Raw genomic sequence first — 22117 nt, 5'->3', positions numbered from 1 at the left:
TTCCACCAAGAGTGCTTAAACGGCGCTATTGAAACAAACGGGCTTACATGAGTATGGCGAGCAGCACCGGCAGGTAAATCAGCGCTAGTAGCGTTGAACAGAATACCAAACTGGCTACATAGGCAGGTTCGCGTTGAGCGCGTTGGGCAAATAGGTAGTTGAATACCGCCACTGGCATACACATCTGCACCACTAAAATGCTTTGTGCCAACGGAGGAAGGCCCACCCAACCAGCAATAAACCAAGCCGCTGCGGCGGCGAGAGGGATGCGCACCAGGCTAAACCCCAGCCCCGAACGCAGGTTTTTAACCTGAATGCTGGCCAGTGACACGCCGAGAGTTATCAGCATTAGCGGTACCGTGAACCCGGACATTAAATCCACCGTATTTGCTAACCAAGGTGGCAGCGAGGTGCCGGTTAGCAGCAGTAGCATGGAAATAATAATGGCGTACACCGTGGGCGTTTTGAGCAGGGTTTTGAAGGGATTGCCTTGGCTGTTAAGCGCCGCGCCTAAGGTAAACTGAAATAGCGATACGGTGACCATCACCGTAATGCCGTAGGCAAACCCCGCGCTCCCAAACGCGTAAAGCACCACGGGTAAGCCCATATTGCCGGTATTGGGATACATCATCGGTGCCAGCAATACCCGCCAACTGCGGCGTAACAGTTTTGCCACCAAAAAGGTCGCGGCGCCCATGGTAAGGATCACCAGCGCGGCGGCAAGCATCGTTTGGCCAAAGGTGGCTGCATCAATGTCGGCGCCCGCCAGTGAGGCCAATACCAGCGAGGGAGTGCCGATGTTAAATACTAGTCGGGTGATGAAGTCGACTGGGTAGGGGTGTCCTAAGCGAATCCATAAAAAGCCAAGTCCTGCCCCGGCAAGCACGGGCGCCATAACGGCAAAAAGTTCGGCAAGCATTACTGTCCTTGGCAATCAGCTGTTTGTTAGCAGCCTATTGTCGTTAATGAGCGGGCTAACTGGCAAGGTAAACACTCGAATTACCCTAAACAGTAGCGGTTAAGGTGCGCCACTGTGCGGGCACTTGGCTACGTAAAAACTCCAATAGCGCCAGCTGTGTCGCTAGCTGGCGCTATCGCCTCAAGAGGCCGTTGCGGCGGAAGGCTTAACCGTCTCCGAGCTGATGTGCTTTGGCCGCCAGCCCTATCAAGGGTGGTTGCGCCAGTGGTCAGCAGAAGACCAGCGGGTAGACCAGCACGGCCTTACCGTCGTGATGGTACTGCACGACCTCGCCAGTGCCCGCCGCTATACTGATCACTTAATCGCTATGCAGGAAGGGTAAGTTGTGGCGGAAGGGCCGCCTGCCACCGTGTTCACCCAAGATTTAGTACGCACGCTTTATCAAGTAGAGTGCACACTATTAATCGATCCTGAGATCGGTAGCCCGCTGCTTGCTAATGTGCGGCGCTCATCGGTGAGTGGCTAGCTTAGGCCTACAACAATTTTAGAAAGGAATACTTGTGTCCTCTCCTGCGCACAGTTTTCAAGCTTTGGTGCGGCTACTGCGCTACGCCAAGGGCTATCGGCGGCGCATTATTGCCGCCACTACCTGTTCCGTTATCAACAAGCTGTTTGATATTGCCCCCGAGATATTGATTGGTGTCGCCATTGATGTGGTGGTGAATCAAGAGCAGAGCTTTGTGGCAAGTTTGGGATTTGATACTCCTCAACAGCAGATCACGATGCTGGCGGTACTGACGTTCTTTATCTGGGCAGGGGAGTCGCTGTTTGAGTACTTATTCCAGATTCTATGGCGCAACTTGGCGCAACGTTTACAGGCGGATATGCGGCAGGATACTTACGAGCACGCTCAGCGGCTGGATATGGCGTTCTTTGAATCAAAAAGCTCCGGCCAGCTAGTGGCCACCATGAACGATGACGTCAATCAGCTTGAGCGCTTTCTGGATGGCGGTGCCAATGCGCTGATTCAGGTAGTGGTCACCGTGGTGGCGGTAGGCGCAGTATTCTTTGTGCTTTCGCCGCTGATCGCGCTGTTGGCGTTTACCCCGATTCCGCTGATTATCTGGGGCGCGTTCTTCTTTCAGCGCAAAGCCGGGCCGCTTTACAGCGATGTGCGTGAAAAGGTCGGTGATTTAGCCAGCAGGTTAACCAATAACCTCAGTGGCATTGCCACGATTAAAAGCTTTACCAGCGAAGACCGCGAAGCCGAACGCATGCGCGATGCCAGTGAAGCCTATGTAGAAGCGAACCGCCGAGCGATTAAGGTTAGCTCCGCGTTTATTCCGGTTATCCGCATGGCGATTTTGGCGGGCTTTCTCGCCACCTTTACCGTTGGCGGCATGATGGCGCTCAACGGCACCTTAAACGTAGGTGCTTACGGCGTGCTGGTGTTTTTAACCCAGCGACTGCTCTGGCCGCTCACCGGGCTGGCCCAGGTGATTGATTTGTTTGAGCGTGCCATGGCGAGCACGCGGCGCATTCTTGACCTGCTTGAAGTGCCGATTACGGTTAAAGATGACAGCACTACACCGCTCATCCAGCCAGTACGCGGCGAAGTGACGATTGATAATGTGAGTTTTCACTACGCTACTAGCCTTGTCGGAGTCGATGGCATTCACCTGCACGTGCCTGCGGGAAATACCTTAGCGCTGGTGGGGGCGACCGGCTCGGGCAAATCAACCCTCATCAAACTGCTACTGCGCTTTTACGACCCTGAAAGCGGGCGCGTACTGATCGACGGACAACTGATTACCGACGTCAGCCTGAACTCGCTACGCCAGTCGGTTGGCCTGGTCAGTCAGGACGTGTATCTATTTGAAGGTAGCATTCGCGACAATATCGCTTACGGCAAACCTGACGCGGACGATGCGGCGATTATCGATGCCGCCAAAACGTCGGAAGCGTGGAGCTTTATTGAAACGTTGCCCCAAGGGCTGGATACGCCAGTGGGGGAGCGGGGCGTGCGGCTTTCCGGCGGCCAACGCCAGCGGCTCTCTTTAGCGCGGGCGCTACTTAAAGACCCACCGATACTAGTGCTGGACGAAGCCACCAGCGCAGTCGATAACGAAACCGAAGCGGCCATTCAGCGCTCGCTTAAGCGCATCGCCTATGGTCGCACGGTGATTATGATTGCTCACCGGCTCTCCACCATCGTACATGCCGATGAAATCGTGGTGATTGAGAAAGGCCAAGTGGCCGAGCGAGGCACCCATTCCAGCTTATTGACAGTGGACGGTCACTACGCCGCCCAGTGGCGGGTTCAAACCGGCGAAGCCCAAGCGGGGGATGTGGAGGTGCTAAGTCACTAAATATCGCAGCGTTTAACAGTTATCTGTTAAACGCTATCGATTAACCAAGAGCGCGTTCAGAGTGACGGGTACATGATCGTCAATCTCTTGATAGCCCAACAGCGACATTACGGTACGCACCGTGCTGTTGGCCATTAGCGCTTTGCCATCTATCACCATGGGCTCGGCGTGGGTCACGCGTATCTCGTTCAAACCTTCACGAGTAAAGCGCAGCGGCACGGCTTCCTGCTGGTTTATCATGTCGGACTGAACGCGAAACTCCAGCGTCTCAACAAGTGACTCACCAATATCTAAGCTGTCCAACCGCTCGGGTGGCATCTGCGCCACCAGTGTTACTAAGGTGGTGTTTGCCAACAAACCTATCCACGGCGGAAGTTCGCCAAACCGCTCAAGTACATCTGTTTGGCTAAGTTTTAACGGCAGGCGCAGCGTACCATCGCTGGAGATATCACCCTGCAGATCACGCACTTGATGGTGATGGGTTTGCGGTGCTTCGCCGTTCAACTGGGTAATCGACGCCTGCACCCGCGACTGGCCGGGATCAAGCTGCCAGTCAGCGTGCACGGGCAACGCCAACAATAAGGGAAATAGAGCAATCAATGCTTTCACAACGCGTCTCCGCATAAAGAACTACTCACCAGACTGCCCAATCCTCATAAAGTGCCGTAATGACATCAAGATAGCGCAAAGGGGGTAGCCTCACTCTGCCACATTCGCTATGATATGCACACTTTTCGGGCCTATAGCTCAGTTGGTTAGAGCAGGGGACTCATAATCCCTTGGTCGTAGGTTCAAGTCCTACTGGGCCCACCATTTCTATATTTGCCTATTTTAAAAGCAAGGGATGATGAGTCTCTTGCCCAAAGGCTCCCACCATTAGTTTGGCCCTCTCTTGTTTATCTCCGTCTTTATAGCGCTCCACGGCTTGCGGCACGCAACAGGGAGTAGCTAGTCCATACGTGAATAAATTCCTACGCCTTTGCGGAAAGTTAGTCTCTGTTTTATACCAGATAGCAGCAGGCTAAGGCCGCTAGTTGAGCTAACTAGAAATTTCTGGGCTGCTCTCAGCCATAAACAGGCATTTGCTCTCTGACTGCGTTGAAAATCCCCGCACTAAGCAATTGAAAGCAACTATTCAAAAGCGCTATCATGAATGCTAATAACAACGATTATCATGATGTTTATTGTATTTCTTGTTCCTAATTCCAACTGAGTCCTGATCATGCCTTGTCTGCCGTTTGCTCGTCGCCCCTTGGCGCGCTCAATTTCCGCGTTGATTCCCGTTACTGCAGTGCTCTTTTGTGCAACTGCCTATGCGCAGGAAGAGACTACTTCCAACGACACCGTGGTAGTGACTGCCACTGCGCTAAAGGTGGACACGCCGTTGGTAGAAACGCCGCGTCCCGTTTCTAGCGTTGACCGTGAAGAGTTGGAAACCCGCAACGTTCAGCAGTTAGATGAAACGTTCCGCTACCGGGCAGGCGTGCTTTCAGGCCATTACGGAAGCGATAACAACACCGACTGGTTCAAGGTTCGCGGGTTTGACCAATCAACGTATCAAGATGGTCTGCGCATCTATCGCGAAGGGTTTTATCAGTGGTTACCCGAGCCCTATGGTCTTGAGCGGGTCGATGTTTTTAAGGGACCATCGTCTATTTTGTATGGTGAAGCGCCTCCTGGCGGTTTGATTAATGCGGTGAGCAAGCGCCCGACAGAGACGCCTCAAGGTGAAGTTAATTTGCAACTTGGCAACCGCAACCATCGCCAAGTAGGGATTGATACCAGTGGGCCGGTGGGGGAGTCAGATGATGTACGCTATCGCCTAGTGGGTCTCTATAAAGAGCGTGATGGTGATTTAGACGCCACTGATAACGAGCGCTACTACTTCGCGCCCAGCCTAGCGGTTGATTTCAGCGACGATACGACCGTTACCTTTTTAGCCAGTGTGCAAAAGGATGACGGCGTACCCGTTAATTCCTTCAAATTGCCCTACGGCACTGTGGAAAATACTCCCTTTGGCCGCGTTGATCCGCAAACCAATCTCAGTGAGCCGGGTTACGATAAAGATGAGCGCACCCAGTGGGCGTTAGGTTACGAATTGCGTCACAGCCTCAACGATACCTGGCGCTTCGAGCAGGATTTACGCTACAGCGAATTGGATTTAGAACTTCGCAGCACTTACGCCTTCTTTATGGCTAATGAGCGTGAGGCAGCCCGGGGCCATGTTTATCGCGATGGCTCGATCGATAGCTGGACTGTTGATAACCGCATGGTGGGTACTTGGTACACTGACCGTACCGAAAATACGCTGCTGCTTGGGGCAGATTATCAGAACCTCGGTGTGAGTGGTCAGGAAGCGGATCCTTTCCCGTTTGGCGATCCTATCGATATCTTTGACCCCACTTATGGCAACTTTACGCCAGTGGGCGTGGATGATCTGCTCAAACGCGAAATCGATAAGGAACAAACCGGCCTCTATGCCCAAAATCAGTTGCGCATTGATGACCGTTGGGTGCTGCTAGGCGGTGTGCGCTACGATCAAGCAGAAACCGAAAACAGTAATCTAACGGCGGGAACGACCCAGCGTTCGGATGACGATCAAGTATCTTGGTCGGGTGGTGCTATGTATCTAGGTGAAAACGGTGTTAACCCCTATATAAGCTACACCGAATCCTTTGACCCGCTTGGCAGGGTGGATAGCGATGGTGAGCTTTATGATCCCCGCGAAGGGCGTCAATGGGAAGCCGGTGTCAAGGTGGCTCCCTTTGGCTGGGATGGCTATGTAACGGCTGCCGTTTTTGATTTGCAAGAGAGCAATACGCTAGTGAACTCCCCAGCAGGCTTTCAGGTACAAGAGGGGGAGCGCACTTCGCAGGGCTTTGAGTTGGAAGGCGTTGGCTATCTTACCGATAACCTAAAAGTCACTGCGGCTTACACCTATACCGATTCTCGTCTGGAGAATGATGACCGCGCGCCGCTGATACCGCGTCACCAAGCTTCTACGTGGTTGGATTACGCCTTCACCGGCGGTGCGCTAAATGGCGTCACACTTGGCGGTGGCGTGCGTTACGTGGGCAGCACGGTTGATACCAGTGTCGCTGATAATACGGAAGTGGATAGCTACACGCTGGTTGATGCCATGGTGGGTTACGAATTTGCCGATGGGTGGGAAGCTCAGGTCAACGTTAATAACCTCACCGATAAAGAATACGTAGCGAGCTGTGAATACTGGTGCTACTACGGCGAATCCCGCAGTGTGATTGGCAGCGTTAAATATAGCTGGTAAGCGTAATCTAAAGGCTAAGCCCAGTACTGAGGGCTTAGCTTAAAACACTCAGGCCTGGGCTATATGTTTATAGAGTCCAGGCTTTTGAGCTGTAATGAAGAACCAAACTGTGGGCTTTCTAGAGAGTGTTTTTGTAAGAAACGCCTCCCTTCATAATCAACATGAGCTGCTCATCAGGCTGAGTAAGCACGGTGATATCATCCAAAGGGTTGTCTTTTAGTACGATAATATCCCCTCTTGCGCCTGGAATAATTTCGCCAAAATCTCCTGTGTGCCCATAAGCGTCGGCGGCGTGGCTTGTTGCCGCACGAATCAGCTCGTCGGTCGGTACCACATCTTTACGTAAATGGAATTCGTTGAGTTGATGGCGCTGCATCCGACCAAGCAGGTCAGAGCCATAGAGCATTTTAACGCCATGCCGTTGCGCCATTTCCAGCGCCTTACCGCCAGCATCCAGAACATCATACACCTTGCGCTGTAAGTGCTCGGCCATCCCCGCCTCGACACCTTCCTTCGCTAGGGCATCGTAGGTGCAGAGTGTAGGCGTAAGATAAGCGTCGTACTCAAGGAATAGCCGACAGCTCTCCTCGTCCATGAGGTTGCCGTGCTCAATGGTCTTGACGCCTCTTGGGATAAGCCGATTGATAGCGCGTGCCGTATAAGCATGTGCCATGGTGTGAATATTGGCGGCAGTGGCTTCCTCCACAATGGCGTCAATTTCCTCAAGCGAAAACTGGGTGCTATCGATACGGTCGGTCGGTGAAGAGACACCGCCTGAGGCCATAATTTTGATCTGGGTAGCCCCCTTTCTGATCTCATCCCGGGCGGCCCGGCGTACTTCACTAACACCGTCGCAAACACGGCCGAGACCCGCGCAGCAGAAACAACCTTCAAAGGTTTGCTGCCCAGGGCCACGCATGTCGGCGTGACCGCCTGTCTGAGAAAGAGCATTTCCTGCGTACATGATGCGCGGGCCGATCAAAGCGCCTTCGTCTACGGCTTTGGCCAGGCCATAATCTGCACCGCCAGCGTCGCGCACGGTGGTGAATCCACGCATCAACATGGCTTCCATCAACTCGCTCGATTTGGCACCGACATAGAAAGGCGAAAGCGTCTCCAGCAGGGCAAAATTGGGTGTGATTGCCGTGACGTGGACATGCGAATCAACCAGACCGGGCATCAGGAAGCGGCCCTGAATATCGATGACGTGATCATCACTGCCTTCAAGGGGCGAATCGCTCACATCGACGATCCGGCCATCCTGAATGCGCACCTGCTGGTTGGCGAGCACCTTTCCGTTGCGAGTATCAATGACGTTGGCATTAATAAAACGTGTTGTTGTCATGAGTGTTCCTTGTGGGTATTCCATGTGAGAGTGGCGTTAAAACATTTTTTGCGGTAGATAGAGCGAAAGCGCTGGAATCAGCACGATTAACAAAAGGGCAACAATATCCATGACAATGAACCAGGTAACGCCCTTGAACACTTCAGACAGTGTGACGCTATTGCCCAGGGCGCCTTTGATGACATAAACATTGAGTCCGATAGGCGGGGTAACCAGCCCCACTTCCAGCAGCTTGACGACGATGATGCCGAACCAGATCAAGTTGAGATCAGCGCCCTCTACTAAGGGCAGGATTAACGGCAGAGTGAGCAGCAGTAAGCCTATGGAGTCGATAAACATACCCAGTACGAGATAGATCACAGCGACAGCAAGAATGATCCACCACGTCTCAGTACTAACACCGAGAATCAACTCGGAAAAAGCGGCGGGTACGCCACTCATGGCTAGAAAACGAGTGAAAAACAGTGACCCGATGAGAATAATGAAGATGCTTGCCGTGCTCACCGCCGTGCGAACCAGTGCTTCCTGAATGGCTGAAAAGGTGAGCGTGCGACGTGCCAAGGCGATCAGGGCTGCAATGGTTGTACCCACGGCCCCTGCTTCCGTAGGTGAGAAGATACCCAGGAAAATCCCACCAAGCACTGACCCGATCAGCAGCGGCAACGGCCAAATATGCTTAAAGGCATCCCATTTTTCTTCCCAGCTAGAGCGTACATCGGTGTTGCCCGCCAAGCTGGGATTCAGCTTGGTTCTCACCATGATCATGGCGATGTAAAGCAGCGCTGAAAGCACACCGGGAATGAACCCCGCCATAAATAGCTGGCCGACCGACACTTGAGCATAAACGCCATAGAGCACCAGCAACACGCTTGGCGGAATCAGCGAGCCGAGTGTGCCAGATGCTGCGACGGTACCCGTAGCCAACCCCTTGTCATAGTTATGCTTGAGCATTTCGGGCACGGCAATACGCGACATGGCCGCCGAGGTTGCTACGCTAGAGCCCGACGCGGCGGCAAAGAAAGCAGAAGCCATGACACTGGAAACCGCTAGACCACCGGGCAGGCGCGCCAGATAAAGACGCATGGCGTGAAACAGGCCCTGGGTCATATTGGTGCTGGTACACAAATAGCCCATGAACAGGAACATAGGTGCAGCGGTCAGTTCCCAGGTACCTGCAAAGTCAAACGGCGTGGCAGAAATCATCCCCCAGGCCACGCGCATGCTGGTCATTTCACCAATGCCGATGATCGACACCAAGCCCAGTGCGACGCCGATTGGCACGCGCAGGGCGATCAGGGCCAAGGCGATGGCAATGCCTGCCACGCCTATCTCGATATTACTCATTAGGAAACTCCTAGAGGGCTTGGCGTTGTTGCAGCGCCTTAATCATGTTGGCGAGGATGGCCAGGCACATAGCTGCAAAGCCAACCGGTAACGCCCAGCGACTGGGCCATAGATAGAAGGTAAAGTTGGCCATGGCAGTTTCCATTCGAACCGTGGCGCGAACCGCATCAAGATAGCTCTGGTAGCAGAGCATGCCGAAATAGACGAGCCCAAGAGTGCTGGCAAACAGGTAAAGCACCAGTTGGGCCCTAGGCGGAAGCCTTCCCACCAACACATCCACGCTGATGTGTTCCCGCTGAAGCTCCACATAAGCGAGTGGCAGAAAGACAACGGCGACCATGTAGTAGAAAGAGACAAACTCCAGGGTGCCGGTAAATGACTTTCCGAATAAGTAGCGCAGGCCTACATCCAGTGAGACATGCAGCGCCATCAGTACCAGAAACAATGAGGCCAGCACCATGGCGCTTTTGGCAATCCACTGGCTCAACGACTCCACGTGTCTGGCGATCATGCGGGCTCACTCCCTTTTGTATCTGAGGCAGAAAAACCCAGTTCCAGCAGCGTCTCTTTCCAGAACAGCAGCATATCGCGGTAGAGCTCGGGGTCATCACGCCAGATGCTTTGCGCCCCCATACCCCGCATCATGCACAAGGTGGCGTTCAGAGCGACGCGGTTCTGATGCGACGTGTGGTTGGCGCTGGCGACCAGTTGCTCCCAAATTTGCTCCAAAGAGTCATTGAAATTGGCGGCCAGCGGCACTAACACTTTCATGATGTCAGGATCGGTTCGCGCATTAGTGAGGTACTCAAGAGTGACCATGTAAAGGTCGCCCTTGAAGTGCTCATGCAATGCTTTAAGCAGGTTGTCAAAGTTAAGCTCGCCTGCTTTAACTTTCACGGCCATCTCTCTTACGCTTTCGACTTCGCGACTCAGCAAGTCCTCAAGCGCTGCCTGCATCAATAATGTTTTAGAAGGATAGTGGTGAACTAAAGCGCCCCGGGAAACGCCCGCCTGACGTGCCACATCCACCGTTGAAGTGGCACGAATGCCCTTCTCGAGAATGCATTCGATAGTCGCTTGCGTCACCCGGGCCTGGGTTTGGCGTGAGCGTTCTTCTTGATTTTGTCGCTTCGTCATAACGAACCCTTATTTGGCCTAGGCCGCCTCACTGCGACGGCCTAAGTGTTACAGCGTTAATAAATTCCGTAGTCTGCAGGAAGCTTATTGTAGATTTCTTGCATGGCCAGTTCGGCCAGTGCCTCTTCGTCCTCGCGATCAACCTCGCTGATTAAGGCCTCCCACTTTTCATAGGTCGCGATGAAATCATCAATCAGCGCTTCTGGGTCTTCAACACCGTACTCATCACGGGCCTTATCGTAGACATTGGCCAAGGCATCAGCGCGGAAAGTCTCCACAGACGCCATCAGATCCTCTTCAGGCTGGTAGATGTTGTTACCATGGGCAGCGGCTTCTTCCAGTGCGGTTTCAGAAGCGTTGAGGAATTGGACGATCATGCGTGTCATTGCGTTGGCCGTCGCTTCTTTAAAGACATCGCGCTCCTCATCGCTGAGGCTAGCCCAAAAGCCCGAGTTGAAGCCCCACTGAGGGCCGGACCAATACATACCGGTGGGCAGCAGCGTCGTGTACTCGGCGACTTCCCAAAGAGACCGATCGATCAAGTCATTAGGCGCATTCGTTGCACAATCTAATGACCCCCGATCGAGGCCGCTATACATTTCACTGGAAGGCACATTAACCGGTGTTCCACCCGCTTGTTCGACCCAGGCAGAAACAGTCGAGCCTGCGGTACGAATACGCTTACCGCGTAGCTCGTCAAGATTGCGGACGGGCTCGCGGCAAAACAGCACATAGGAAGGCGTGCTATAGGCACCCAGGTAGACAATACCCAGCTCTTCCCACTCGGCCAACTGAGTGGGATTATTCAGGCTGAAGTCGGTCACCGCCAGAATGGCGACCAATGGGTCATCATAGTTAAAGCCTAACTCCTGCACGGCATTCGCGACCGGCATTTCAGAAGGCGTGTAAATAGCCGCATGGTGAGCCACTTGAACCACGTTATCCTGGATACCCTGAAGGTTAGCGCGTGGTGCCAGTAGTACGGTGCCGGTATAAACCTCGGGTTGCAGTTCACCATTCGAGAGCTCCTTGACCATTTCTGCCCACTCGATATAGCCGTAACGGGAGTGAGGATGTTGTTGGTCGTAGAACGAATTGGCAATAAAGGAGGTTGCGGCATGGGCCGAAGAAGCAACGACAGGTAAGACCAGCGCTCCAACGGCGAGTGTCAGCGTATTACGAGTGAAGTTCATGTAGTTTCCTGGGCCGATTTAATCGGCTGTTTTTTTCTGTTGTATTGTTTCGTCTTATTGACACATCACCAGCTATGGCGCGTGTTCATAATTCAATCTAGACTTCAAAGAATAAAAAAACAAGCAGGTCTGTTTGTTTTTGTTGCAGCCCGGTTCGTGGAGAATGGTTAAGCAATGAAAGTAAAAGAAAATTCTACTCGGCTTGATATCACGGGCACCTGGAGAGGGATTCGCATGATGCTGCCTTTGGCGATTTTTACAATCGCGTTTGGCTTGGCGTTTGGCGTCGCCGCTGTGCACCAGGGTCTGGCTGGCTGGGAGGCGATGCTGATGAGCTTGTTTGTCTTCGCGGCGCCATCGCAGTTTGCTGCTCTAGAGATGTGGCATTCCCCTCTGCCACTGCTTGCTCTGGCAGCGGTCACACTGGCGATTCATACCCGGCATATGCTGATGAGTGCGGCGCTTTATCCATGGCTTAAGGCGTTACCTCAACGCCAGCAATTCGCGATGGTGATTCTGCTAACTGACTCCAATTGGGCAATGGCGCTGGGAGAGTATCAGCGCGGCGAGCGAAACCTGGGTATTTTGCTGGGTGGCGGCATCGCACTGTGGGGCGCCTGGGTCGGGGGCACTGCGATAGGGTTAACCTTTGGGGGAGGTATTACCGAGCCTGAACGCTTCGGCCTTGATGTGATCATGCTGTGTTTTCTGCTGATGATCGTTGTCGGTGGCAACCCAAGAGCGGCGATGGCCCTACCCTGGCTGGCAGCAGCGGCGAGTGCATTAATGGCGTACTGGTGGTTGCCGCCTTACCTACACGTGATGGTGGGCGCCCTGACCGGTGGCGTGGTGGCCGTATTGTTGCCAGGACACTGGTTAAGGGAAAGCGCCTCATGAGTTCATCCCCCGTGTGGCAGTCGTTGATAGCCATCATGCTAATGGTGGCAATTGCTTATGGTTCCAGAGTACTGGGACTGCTAATCATGTCACGTGTGCCGCTAGGCCCACGTGTACGGCTATTCGTCGATGCCATGTCTAGCTCAGTTCTGATTGCCGTTATTACGCCTATCATCGTGCATGGTGACGGCGGCGTTCGGCTTGCGGCCATTGCGGCGGGAACAGTGGCGGTAGTCATGAGAAACCCATTAGTGTCGATTGCAATGGGCATGCTTAGTGCGGCGGGTTGGCGCTGGTGGTTCACATGAGTAACACCATCATCCATATGCGCTTTGTCGTAGAGGGTAGGCTGGAATTGATATTACTAAGCGTTAAGCGCTCTAACTCTCCGCTCTTATGAGCTCGCCACCCGAAACTATTTATTCACGGTTATAACGCTGCCGAAGCTTCTGTTTCCCTAGCATGCTGGCACCGTTTACGCGGCACACAAATAGGGCTACCACTTTCAGGGTCGTGGATCACATGGGCATCCAGATCAAAAACGCGCTTAAGGTTAGCCGCGGTGAACACCTCCGTGGGCGCACCGCTGGTGACTATGCGGCCGTCACTCATCATTACTAAATGGTCAGCGTAGGCGGCGGCCAGGTTGAGGTCGTGGAGTACTAATAGAAGCGTACGGCCATGCTCGTGGGCGAGGCGTGAAAGGAGTTCCAGTAGGTCAACCTGTACCTTTAGATCCAGAAAAGTAGTCGGTTCATCAAGCAAAATCAGGTCGGTTTGTTGCGCCAGCACCATCGCAATCCAGCAGCGTTGGCGCTGCCCACCGGAAAGCGCATCCACGCTGCGCTCGGCAAACTCAGTGACATTGGTAAACGCCATCGCGTCACGAATGGCATTGGCGTCCTGCTGCGCATTTTTTTGCCACAAACCCTGATGTGGAAAGCGGCCCATTCCCACTAACTGCCTAACGCTCAGCCCCTCAGGTGCCACTGGCCCTTGGGGGAGAATGCCCAGGCGTTTTGCGACCTCCCGCGTATTGCTGCGATGAATATCTTTGCCATCCAGATATACATGCCCACTGCTTGGCGAAAGCGTACGGGCTAGGGTTTTCAGTAAGGTTGACTTACCACTTCCGTTGGCCCCCAAGAGAACCGTGAGCTTGCCTTCCGCAATAGCGATATCCACACCGTTCAATACTTGCCGAGCGTCGTAACCAGCATGCAGTGCTTCGCCCGTTAGACCGGGCGGCGGGGTTGGTGGGTATGGCATGAGGCGCTCATTGGGGTTATCGAAACAGCCAGAACCCTAAGACAAAATATTCTCATTTTCAATAATTACTGCTCGCTAATTGATAACCGTTCACTGCTTGAAAGTGGTCTAGAGAATTTCGTTATAGCGAACGGTTTGTTCCGCACCAATAGACCTCACTGTTTTTTATGTGCATAATATAATCATTATCATTTAGATCTGCATTACGTTTTGAAGGGAACACCCACTTGAACGCAGGGGATAAAAAGAAGATGCACATTAAGAAACGCCCGGTATTTTGGCCCACGTTGACGCTTGCCGGTTTAGTGGCTGCCAGCCAAGCCTATGGGCAGGCATCAGCAACCACAGACCAAGAGACGCAGAATAGCCGTGGGGACGCTAACCAAACCATGGTTGTCACTGCCTCACGCACCAATGCCACTAAAGAAGATTCGCCTCAAACGGTGCGCATTATCAGCGAGGAGGAGATCAATCAACAGCTGCAAATTTCCAGTGACTCCTCGCAGATATTAAGCAACTTGTTGCCTTCCTATTCACCCAGCCGCCAAAAGATGAGCGGTAGCGGTGAAACCTTGAGGGGGCGAACACCGCTGATTCTTATCGACGGTATTCCGCAATCAAATCCTTTGCGGCCCACTGGCCGTGAAGCGCACGCTATCGATTTTTCGATGGTCGAGCAGATTGAAGTCATTCAGGGGGCGAACGCCACCAACGGGGTAGGGGCTGCGGGCGGCGTCATCAATTTGATTACCAAACGCCCAGAGCCTGGTTCGCTCAATCAGTATGCTGAGGTTAAGGTGACGACCCCTACCAGCGAGCTGGATGGCGATACATTAAGCTACGAAACCAATTATGGGGTGAGTGGTAACAGCGGCAATATTGATTATCTATTCTCAATGAGTTTTGAGGATCAAGGCCTTTTCCTGGATGGCAATAGTGACCCTGTGGGCGTTGATAACACCCAAGGTGACCTGATGGATTCACGCTCTTATGATTTTTTGGGCAAGGTGGCTTATTGGCTTGATGATGATCAACGACTTCAATTAACGGTCAATCATTACGATATTGAAAATCATAATAACTATGTCAGCGTAACGGGTGATCGTGCTAATGGTGTGGTGACGACGTCTGAGCGTGGTACACCCGAAGGTGACGCGCCCTATAACCGCGTTTGGACCACTGGGCTAAGCTACGATCATTATGACCTTGCCGGAATGCGTTTAAGTGCTCAGGCGTTTTATCAGGATTATGAGGCGCTGTTTGGCGCTACCAACTCGGCAACGTTCCAAGATCCCACCATTGCGCCAGTGGGAACTTTTTATGACCAAACCATGGCGGCGACCAGTAAGTTTGGCACCAAAGTGTCTCTTACCAAAGATGATCTGTTGGATGATCGGCTTAAACTGACCGCCGGCTTCGATACGCTGTTTGATGAAACAGAGCAGTACTTGTATCAGTCAAATCGGACCTATGTACCTTCCACTGAATATACCGATCTTTCACCTTTCCTCCAGGCAGATTTGCGCCCGATTGATTCGTTGCTGCTTTCCGCAGGCGTGCGTTATGAGTATGCCAAGCTGGATATCGGTGATTATCAGACCGTGGCAGCAAATAATGGCGTTAACGTAGAGGGTGGCGATCCCAGTTTCAATGAAACGCTTTATAACCTGGGGGCTGTGTGGAGTCCCGTCGATCATTGGAGCCTGTTTGCCAATTACTCTGAGGGGTTCTCGATTCCCGATGTGGGCCGTGCATTGAGGGGCATCAGTACCCCTGGGCAGTCGGTCAATAGCATCGAGAATCTAAGCCCTATCGTGACCGATAATGTCGAGACAGGTGTGCGTTTTGAAAACGGGCGCCTAGCCGCTGAGCTTAGCTATTATGAATCGTCTTCTGACTTTGGTAGCCGCTTAACAGAAGTGGATGATGTCTTCTATATGCAGCGCCAGGAGACCGAAATAAAAGGCTTTGAGGCCGCGGTAGATTATCAGTTTACCGATCAACACGCTGGTCGCTTAGCCTACTCACGCATGGAAGGACGCTACGATAGCGACGATAACGGCAGCCTGGATTCTAAACTGTCTGGATTGGATGTATCGCCGGATCGCCTGATAGCCAGTTGGTCGGCTAATTGGACCGATGAGCTCTCAACCTTTGTTCAAGCCAACTACGCCTTCGATGAAACCTTTGATGAAGCGAATCGCGAGTTTGATGGCTATTTATTGATGGACGCGGCAGTGGGCTATCAACTACCTGTCGGTCAGGTCAATGTTGGGGTGGCCAACTTATTAGATGAACAGTACGTCACCTACTACTCGCAAAGTGCCCTGGTGAATGACGAGCGCTACTTCGCCGGGCGGGGCAGAACTCTCACCTTTGGTTATCGATTGGACTTCTAATTCCTGAGGTGAGGACTAAGCACACGTTAAAAGAGAGCTTTCGCCAAATGGGCGTTAGCTCTCATCCCTCAATCCTACCAATAATCTCAACACCCATAATAACTTCGCAAAGTGACTAGCCAGGGACGCGCGAATTCAACTGCCGAAAGGCATTTGGGTTTTTAAAGGACGACTTTATTGCGGAGGCCATATGAGCTACGCACGCTACTCACGTTTACCTTGCGAGATCAGCAAGCATGCATCCATGCATGCGTTGCTGAACTGCATTATCAAGGAAGTGGCAATACCGAATGGCACGCTATCCTATCAATGGCCAGCCTATCAGAAAGGGCTGCCAGAACATCTGCACGGCACACCTCTACTATTAGAGTGGTCATCATCGCTTTCTCTGTTTGTGATGGTTGACCGACGTTCGGCGATAGGAAGTCACTTCTACCTATCGATACTTTACGTTTATGAAACGGATACAGACCGCTGGCAGGCGCCTGAAATAGCCACTTTGATCGCCTCTTTGCTGAAGAACTGCCAGTGGCATGATGGCGCGCTGAACCAAGAATTGTGCGATCAGGTTGTTCAGAGCCACAGCGTTATGACGGCGATCGTCGCCCATGCCGTTGAGCAGCCCAATCTTCAACCACTCACAGACTATCGTTTTAGCGAGCAGGGGCTCTGGTTTGGTCACCCCAATCATCCTACCCCGAAGGCTAGACAGTGGCCGCCACACCTACTGCAGGACAAACCACCTTACGCACCAGAATTTTGCATGACCACCGCCTTGCACCAGTTTTCATTTCCTGCCGATGGGTTAAGCCTCCATGCAAATAGGCTGAATGTAGAGGAGGTGCTGCCCCACGTCGCGGATCAGAGTATGGCGGAAAATTCTGATCGAGTAGTGCTTAGTATGCACCCCGTTCAGGCTGCTCTTTTCCGGCGAGATGCCAGAGTAGCGGAGATGATTCGGGCGGGGGTAATTGCCGACCTGGGAGAGAGTGGTTGGCCTGCAGCTCCGACTGCCTCCATGCGCACCTGGTATATCGAGGGGCATCCCTGGTTCATCAAGGGCTCACTCAACGTACGCATCACCAACTGTGTACGCAAAAATGCATGGTACGAGCAGGAGAGTACGCTGGTCATTGATCGAATCATGTACCAGCTCACTCAGCTAAGAGACCCCGCGCTTGATGTTTTGTGTGTGGCGCAGGAACCCGCCACGGTGCACTGGGCGCCACTGGCAGGAAGCGAAGAGCAGAGACGCTGGTTCCGTGAGCAAACCGGCGTGATCCTGCGGGAAAACTTCTGCCTGCGTTACTCGCCAGAGCGCTGTCTGCTAAGTGCAACGCTCTTTGCACGCGATGCCAACCTAACGCCGATGGTGCTCTGTTTTATAGATGGGGTCACATCTGCCGCTCCACTACCTACGGAACGCCGGGTGCGGCAGTGGTTCCAGGCTTATCTGCGCACACTGGTGGCACCTGTGATGGGACTCTTCTTCAAATACGGTATCGTCATGGAGCCTCACTTGCAGAATTGTGTATTGATCCATGACGAGGGCATGCCGCGACAGATGCTGCTGCGGGATTTCGAAGGGGTCAAGCTAACCAGTGATAAGGGGATTGACTGGCTAGACGAGGAGTCGCTGCACCCCCGTGTTAAAGAGTCGATGATTTATCAACGCGACCAGGGATGGAACCGCATCGCTTACTGTCTCTTCGTCAACCATATCGCTGAGGCCATCCTGGCATTGAGTTGGCAGCGCCCCACGCTGGCCGAGGTGCTTTGGCAAGATACGCGTGAAGAGTTACAAAGGGTTCGGAAAGGGCTGAATTCCACACCAACGCCTGAATTGGATGCGCTGCTGGAGGGTGGTGATCTGCCCTGTAAAACGAACTTCAAGCTTCGCCTGATGGCTTATGCGGATAGCCAAGCCCAATATGTTGCGTTGCCTAACCCTTGGCTTGTTTCCGAGGCGACAGGTGGGGAGATGGCCTATGGCTAAGCATGCTCTTATTCCCGATCATGTTCGGGCAGCCATTGAAGGACATCAACAGCAGTGCAGCGAGCCGATGGCGGCGTTCTTTTACGACCTGCTCTCCCTGACCGCTCATGCCAGCACTATGAAGGCGGCTTTACCCCCTAACGTAGAGCTGTACTACGCCATTAAAGCGAACAGTGAAGGCCCGATCATTGATGCGCTGACACCCATTGTTGATGGGTTGGAGTTGTCGTCAGGTGGAGAAATTAATCGCGCCTGTGCCAGTTCGACGCCGCGCCCATGGGTGCTCTCGGGGCCGGGCAAGCTTGATTCTGATATGCGTGACGCCATGCGTAGAGGGGTCGAAGCCTTTCATATCGAAAGCCTCAATGAAGTCGCTCGCTTGCAATCTATTGCTGCATCGTTGCAACGAGTTCAGCCAGTGCTGGTGCGCATCAATCCGTCTCTACCTGCGGACTTTTCCAGCCGTTTAAGGATGGCTGGCACTGCCACCCCCTTTGGCGTTGATGAAGCTCAGTTGGCGGAAACGGTCCGTGCGGTGGATGACGCCCCCAATCTGGCGCTAATTGGCTTTCATATTCATGCGATGTCGCATCAGAAAAGCGAACAACGACATCAACGACTATTGGCTTTCTACCTTGAGCGCTGGCCTCGCTGGCGAGCCTTGGCAAGATACCCCGAACAGCTTACCCAACTCAACGTGGGGGGCGGTATAGGCGTGAATTATCTCCAACCTTCGGAGCAATTTGACTGGCCTGGGCTATGTAAGGGACTGGGGAAACAGCTGGAAAAGATGCATCAGCCGCCTCTGGTGCGCTTTGAAATCGGGCGTTTTCTCTCCGCCTTCTGTGGCTACTACGTGATTGAAGTGCTCGATACCAAGATCAGTCATGGAGAGGGTTTTCTCATCTGCCGTGGCGGTACGCATCAATTCCGCTTACCTGCCGCCCAGGGGCACGATCACCCGGTCATTCATATGCCCAGCGATCCACCGCGGGCGGGCGAAGCCGTGTCTCAGCCCTGGACGGTGGTAGGTCAGTTATGTACGCCCAAAGATGTGTTAAGCCGCCATCAGGCGTTAGACAGAGTAGCCGTGGGGGATCTACTCGTCCTGCCATTGGCGGGCGCCTATGGCTACAACATCTCCCATGCGGACTTTCTGTGCCACCCGCGCCCTGATCAGGTTTTTATCAGCGCTCCGCCTACTCTCCGAGACACCACCATCAGCGAGCGGAAGCCCGCAAATTTGCCGCGTTGATCGTGGCGCTTTACTGCTCATTTCTACATTTTTTAAAAGGTAAATCATGTCAATACACGTCAGTTCGCTGCCGCCTACGGCGGTAATAAATGGCGCATCAGATGCCATGACACCTACTGTTACGCCTTTCGCGTCCCCACGCAGTTGGCAACACTATGACCGCATCAAACAGCGGGTTATTGGGCAGTTACTGCAGACCCTTCTCTACGAAAACGTGCTTCCCTACGAGGTTATTGAGGCGTCTGACAACGTCACCTCCAGCGTTACTCTCTCCGTCGCGCTAGGGAGTCATTGTTATCGAGTGCGTGGCTGGCTGTGTCACAGCTTTCAGCTTATCCGCCTTGAGCACTCCACGCTGGTGGTCAATAACGAGGGCGGGCCAGAGCCCGTGGACCTACAACGCTTTATCGAAGATCTAGAGGTGGCGCTCGGCGGGGTTGCGATACAGCCCAGTTTCATCAATGAGTTGAAGCAGACGTTAATCAAGGATGTACAGTCGTCTGGCTGGCCAATGCCCTGCCACGGGGAACCGCAGGCTCTGGATGTCGATGCTCTAGAGCAATATTTTACTGATGCGCACAGTTATCACCCCTGTTACAAATCTCGACTCGGCTTCTCGCTTGAAGATAACCAGCGCTATGGGCCGGAGTTCGCTCAGCCACTGCAAGTGTTGTGGCTTGCGCTACCCAAGTACTTAGCGCATCAGAGTGCTATTTCTGGCGTGACCCTCACGGATCGAGTGGCAGAAGAGGCAGGGCCGCGTGTGCTGGCGCACCTAGAGGAGTATCTAGCCCGGCGTCGACTGGACCGAGACGACGTTGTACTGATGCCGGTTCACCCTTGGCAGTGGGAAAATGCGCTTATTCCAGCGCTATATCCAGAGCTAGCAAATGGTGAGGTCACTATGCTGGGCGAGGGTGAGGCGACGTATACCGCCCAGCAATCGATTCGTACTCTCGCTCCAGGGGATACAGGCAAACCCTATCTCAAGCTGGCGATGAGTATCACAAACACCTCCAGCATACGTATTCTGGCTCGCCATACCGTAACCAATGGCCCGATCATCACCCAGTGGCTTCAGCAGCTCATTGCGACAGATGAGAGCGCTCGAGCGGCAGGTTTCGTGATTCTAGGTGAGGTTGCGGGCGTGGCGCTAGATGAGCGCGCATTTCCTGCGGCTCGCTACAACGATGTATATGGCAAGGTTGGCGCCATCTGGCGCCAGAATATTGTCAGCTTCCTTCAGCCAGGCGAGAAAGCGGTGCCTTTTAATGGTTTGAGCCAGTTGGAGAGAAACTGCGATGGTGAACCCACCACGCCTTTTATTGCTCCCTGGGTGGAGCACTATGGACTGGAAGTCTGGACGCGGCAGCTTATTCAGGTAGCTACCTTGCCCATTATCCACATGCTATTTGCCGAAGGCGTGGGGATGGAATCACACGGCCAGAACATTGTGGTTATTCATCGGGATGGCTGGCCAGTCAGGGTTGCGTTGAAGGACTTTCATGATGGCGTGCGCTTCAGCCCAGACCATCTGGCGCGACCTGAATTCGCTCCGTCCCTGGAGCCTGTGCCCGCCCGCCACGCAGCGCTCAATCGTAACTCCTTTATCGTGACTGACGATCTAGCAGCGGTACGTGACTACTCCTGTGATGCTTTCTTCTTCATTGCGTTAGCTGAAATGGCGATTTTCCTGCGCCGCTACTTTGGGCTGGAAGAGAGTCTCTTCTGGTCGATGACCGCAGAGGTAATCAAGGAGTACCAGCGCTCGCATCCTCAACATACCCAGCGTTACGACTACTTCAATGTCTTTGTTCCCCACTGGGAAGTGGAAGCCTTAACCCGGCGCCGACTGTTTGGCGATGAGGTTCCCCAGGTCAAGCAGGTGCCCAATCCCTTGGCGCAATATGCACCCGATCGGGAGGCAGTATGTTAAGGACCAATCGCCTTAAACTGGCGCTTGCAGAGGGGAAGGAGGTGTATGGCGTGATGGCTTCGATGCCCACGGCGGCCTCTATTGAGCTGATCGGAGAAGCCGGCTTTGATTTTGTAGTAATTGATACTGAGCACGTGCTGATCAACCCAGAAACTGTCGAGCATATGATTCGCACTGCCGAAAGCTACCAACTGACACCTCTGGTTTGCGTTGCCGATGCCCATCCTAAAACCTTACTGCGGCTGCTTGACGGCGGCGCTCAGGGCATCGTTCTCCCCAATGTGGAAGACCCTGAAATCTTGGTTCGAGCCGTGGCTGCTTGTAAGTACGCGCCGGAGGGTGAACGAAGCGTTAATGCTGGGCGCCCGGGCGCCTTTGGTAAGGACCCTCTTTCCGAATACGTCTTGAAGGCTAATCGGGAAATCATGGTGGTGGCCATGATTGAGAGTCGCCGCGGTGTCGCACAGATTGATGCGATTTGTGCGGTATCAGGTCTCGATATGGTGCTTGAGGGGGCCGCGGACCTCTCGCAATCCTTGGGGGTGACCTGGCAGACCGAGCACACAGCAGTGGTCGAGGCTCTAGAGGCAGTTCAGAACTGTGCACGGGCACACGCCACCCCTTACTGCGCCTTCTTACGACATTCAGAAGCCAAGGCCAGGTGGCAGGCGCAGGGAGTTAACACCTTCATGTTGGGGGATGAAAGAGGTATTGCTTTTCGTGCCCTTCAAGACAGCCTCATTAGTGCCAAAGCCAGCGCGGAATAACTTAG

Annotated in this window: 17 protein-coding genes, 1 tRNA gene and 1 pseudogene; 11 read left to right on the top strand and 8 right to left on the bottom strand. The window is 53.4% G+C overall.

Features of this window, described 5'->3' with window-relative positions:
• Nucleotides 1-43: 43 nt before the first annotated feature.
• Nucleotides 44-919: an AEC family transporter gene (locus AC5TBW_RS13960; RefSeq protein ID WP_495509139.1), complete on the bottom strand. Its 876-nt coding sequence runs from the start codon at nucleotides 917-919 to the stop codon at nucleotides 44-46.
• A 166-nt stretch (nucleotides 920-1085) separates the two neighbouring features.
• On the opposite strand from AC5TBW_RS13960, the pseudogene AC5TBW_RS13955 reads away from it, so the two are divergent.
• Nucleotides 1086-1445: pseudogene (locus AC5TBW_RS13955) on the top strand (ATP-binding cassette domain-containing protein); the annotation flags it as partial.
• A 34-nt stretch (nucleotides 1446-1479) separates the two neighbouring features.
• Nucleotides 1480-3288: an ABC transporter ATP-binding protein gene (locus AC5TBW_RS13950; protein WP_495509138.1), complete on the top strand. Its 1809-nt coding sequence runs from the start codon at nucleotides 1480-1482 to the stop codon at nucleotides 3286-3288.
• Between the two features lie 33 nt (nucleotides 3289-3321).
• Here AC5TBW_RS13950 and AC5TBW_RS13945 read toward each other — a convergent pair whose 3' ends face one another.
• Nucleotides 3322-3912 (bottom strand): hypothetical protein, encoded by a 591-nt coding sequence (locus tag AC5TBW_RS13945; RefSeq protein WP_495509137.1) that lies wholly within the window; start codon nucleotides 3910-3912, stop codon nucleotides 3322-3324.
• 112 nt (nucleotides 3913-4024) lie between these two features.
• Between AC5TBW_RS13945 and AC5TBW_RS13940 the strand changes: the two genes are divergently transcribed.
• Together AC5TBW_RS13940 and AC5TBW_RS13935 are read left to right on the top strand one after the other, a co-directional pair.
• Nucleotides 4025-4101 (top strand) — tRNA-Ile (locus AC5TBW_RS13940).
• Between the two features lie 409 nt (nucleotides 4102-4510).
• A complete protein-coding gene (locus AC5TBW_RS13935; protein WP_495509136.1) occupies nucleotides 4511-6574 on the top strand; it encodes a TonB-dependent siderophore receptor in 2064 nt (687 codons plus the stop codon).
• A 118-nt stretch (nucleotides 6575-6692) separates the two neighbouring features.
• Here AC5TBW_RS13935 and AC5TBW_RS13930 read toward each other — a convergent pair whose 3' ends face one another.
• The 5 genes from AC5TBW_RS13930 to AC5TBW_RS13910 are packed head-to-tail and all read right to left on the bottom strand — an operon-like array spanning nucleotide 6693 to nucleotide 11593.
• Nucleotides 6693-7919, bottom strand: coding sequence for a metal-dependent hydrolase family protein (locus AC5TBW_RS13930; protein ID WP_495509135.1), 1227 nt, complete (start codon nucleotides 7917-7919; stop codon nucleotides 6693-6695).
• A 36-nt stretch (nucleotides 7920-7955) separates the two neighbouring features.
• Entirely contained in the window at nucleotides 7956-9263 is a 1308-nt protein-coding gene (locus tag AC5TBW_RS13925; protein ID WP_495509134.1) for a TRAP transporter large permease, read from the bottom strand.
• A gap of 10 nt (nucleotides 9264-9273) precedes the next feature.
• Nucleotides 9274-9774, bottom strand: coding sequence for a TRAP transporter small permease subunit (locus AC5TBW_RS13920; RefSeq protein ID WP_495509133.1), 501 nt, complete (start codon nucleotides 9772-9774; stop codon nucleotides 9274-9276).
• The gene (locus AC5TBW_RS13915) at nucleotides 9771-10400 is read right to left on the bottom strand and encodes a TetR/AcrR family transcriptional regulator (protein WP_495509132.1); all 630 of its coding nucleotides are present in this window, start codon (nucleotides 10398-10400) and stop codon (nucleotides 9771-9773) included. Before AC5TBW_RS13915 ends, AC5TBW_RS13920 begins: the two co-directional genes overlap by 4 nt.
• Nucleotides 10401-10456: 56 nt before the next feature.
• A complete protein-coding gene (locus AC5TBW_RS13910; protein ID WP_495509131.1) occupies nucleotides 10457-11593 on the bottom strand; it encodes a C4-dicarboxylate TRAP transporter substrate-binding protein in 1137 nt (378 codons plus the stop codon).
• A gap of 174 nt (nucleotides 11594-11767) precedes the next feature.
• Between AC5TBW_RS13910 and AC5TBW_RS13905 the strand changes: the two genes are divergently transcribed.
• Together AC5TBW_RS13905 and AC5TBW_RS13900 are read left to right on the top strand one after the other, a co-directional pair.
• The gene (locus tag AC5TBW_RS13905; protein ID WP_495509130.1) at nucleotides 11768-12490 is read left to right on the top strand and encodes an AzlC family ABC transporter permease; all 723 of its coding nucleotides are present in this window, start codon (nucleotides 11768-11770) and stop codon (nucleotides 12488-12490) included.
• Nucleotides 12487-12798 carry an AzlD family protein gene (locus tag AC5TBW_RS13900; protein WP_280104277.1) on the top strand — a complete coding sequence of 104 codons (312 nt, stop codon included), beginning with the start codon at nucleotides 12487-12489 and terminating at the stop codon, nucleotides 12796-12798. Before AC5TBW_RS13905 ends, AC5TBW_RS13900 begins: the two co-directional genes overlap by 4 nt.
• Before the next feature lie 121 nt (nucleotides 12799-12919).
• Here AC5TBW_RS13900 and AC5TBW_RS13895 read toward each other — a convergent pair whose 3' ends face one another.
• A complete protein-coding gene (locus AC5TBW_RS13895) occupies nucleotides 12920-13759 on the bottom strand; it encodes an ABC transporter ATP-binding protein (RefSeq protein WP_495509129.1) in 840 nt (279 codons plus the stop codon).
• A 251-nt stretch (nucleotides 13760-14010) separates the two neighbouring features.
• Between AC5TBW_RS13895 and AC5TBW_RS13890 the strand changes: the two genes are divergently transcribed.
• The 5 genes from AC5TBW_RS13890 to AC5TBW_RS13870 all read left to right on the top strand — a co-directional run bounded on the left by AC5TBW_RS13890 (nucleotide 14011) and on the right by AC5TBW_RS13870 (nucleotide 22112).
• Nucleotides 14011-16158, top strand: a complete 2148-nt coding sequence (locus AC5TBW_RS13890) for a TonB-dependent receptor (RefSeq protein WP_495509128.1) — start codon at nucleotides 14011-14013, stop codon at nucleotides 16156-16158.
• A 190-nt stretch (nucleotides 16159-16348) separates the two neighbouring features.
• Complete coding sequence (locus tag AC5TBW_RS13885) at nucleotides 16349-18154, top strand: IucA/IucC family protein (RefSeq protein ID WP_495509127.1); 1806 nt, start codon at nucleotides 16349-16351, stop codon at nucleotides 18152-18154.
• Nucleotides 18147-19409, top strand: coding sequence for a type III PLP-dependent enzyme (locus AC5TBW_RS13880; RefSeq protein ID WP_495509126.1), 1263 nt, complete (start codon nucleotides 18147-18149; stop codon nucleotides 19407-19409). Before AC5TBW_RS13885 ends, AC5TBW_RS13880 begins: the two co-directional genes overlap by 8 nt.
• A 46-nt stretch (nucleotides 19410-19455) precedes the next feature.
• On the top strand, nucleotides 19456-21345 hold the full coding sequence (locus AC5TBW_RS13875; protein ID WP_495509125.1) for an IucA/IucC family protein: 1890 nt from the start codon (nucleotides 19456-19458) through the stop codon (nucleotides 21343-21345).
• Entirely contained in the window at nucleotides 21339-22112 is a 774-nt protein-coding gene (locus tag AC5TBW_RS13870) for an HpcH/HpaI aldolase family protein (protein WP_495509124.1), read from the top strand. The genes AC5TBW_RS13875 and AC5TBW_RS13870 overlap by 7 nt, the downstream gene beginning before the upstream one ends.
• Nucleotides 22113-22117: the final 5 nt, after the last annotated feature.

This window comes from Vreelandella sp. ssv (genome assembly GCF_059448525.1).
This window is presented reverse-complemented; position numbering and strand designations above follow the sequence as displayed.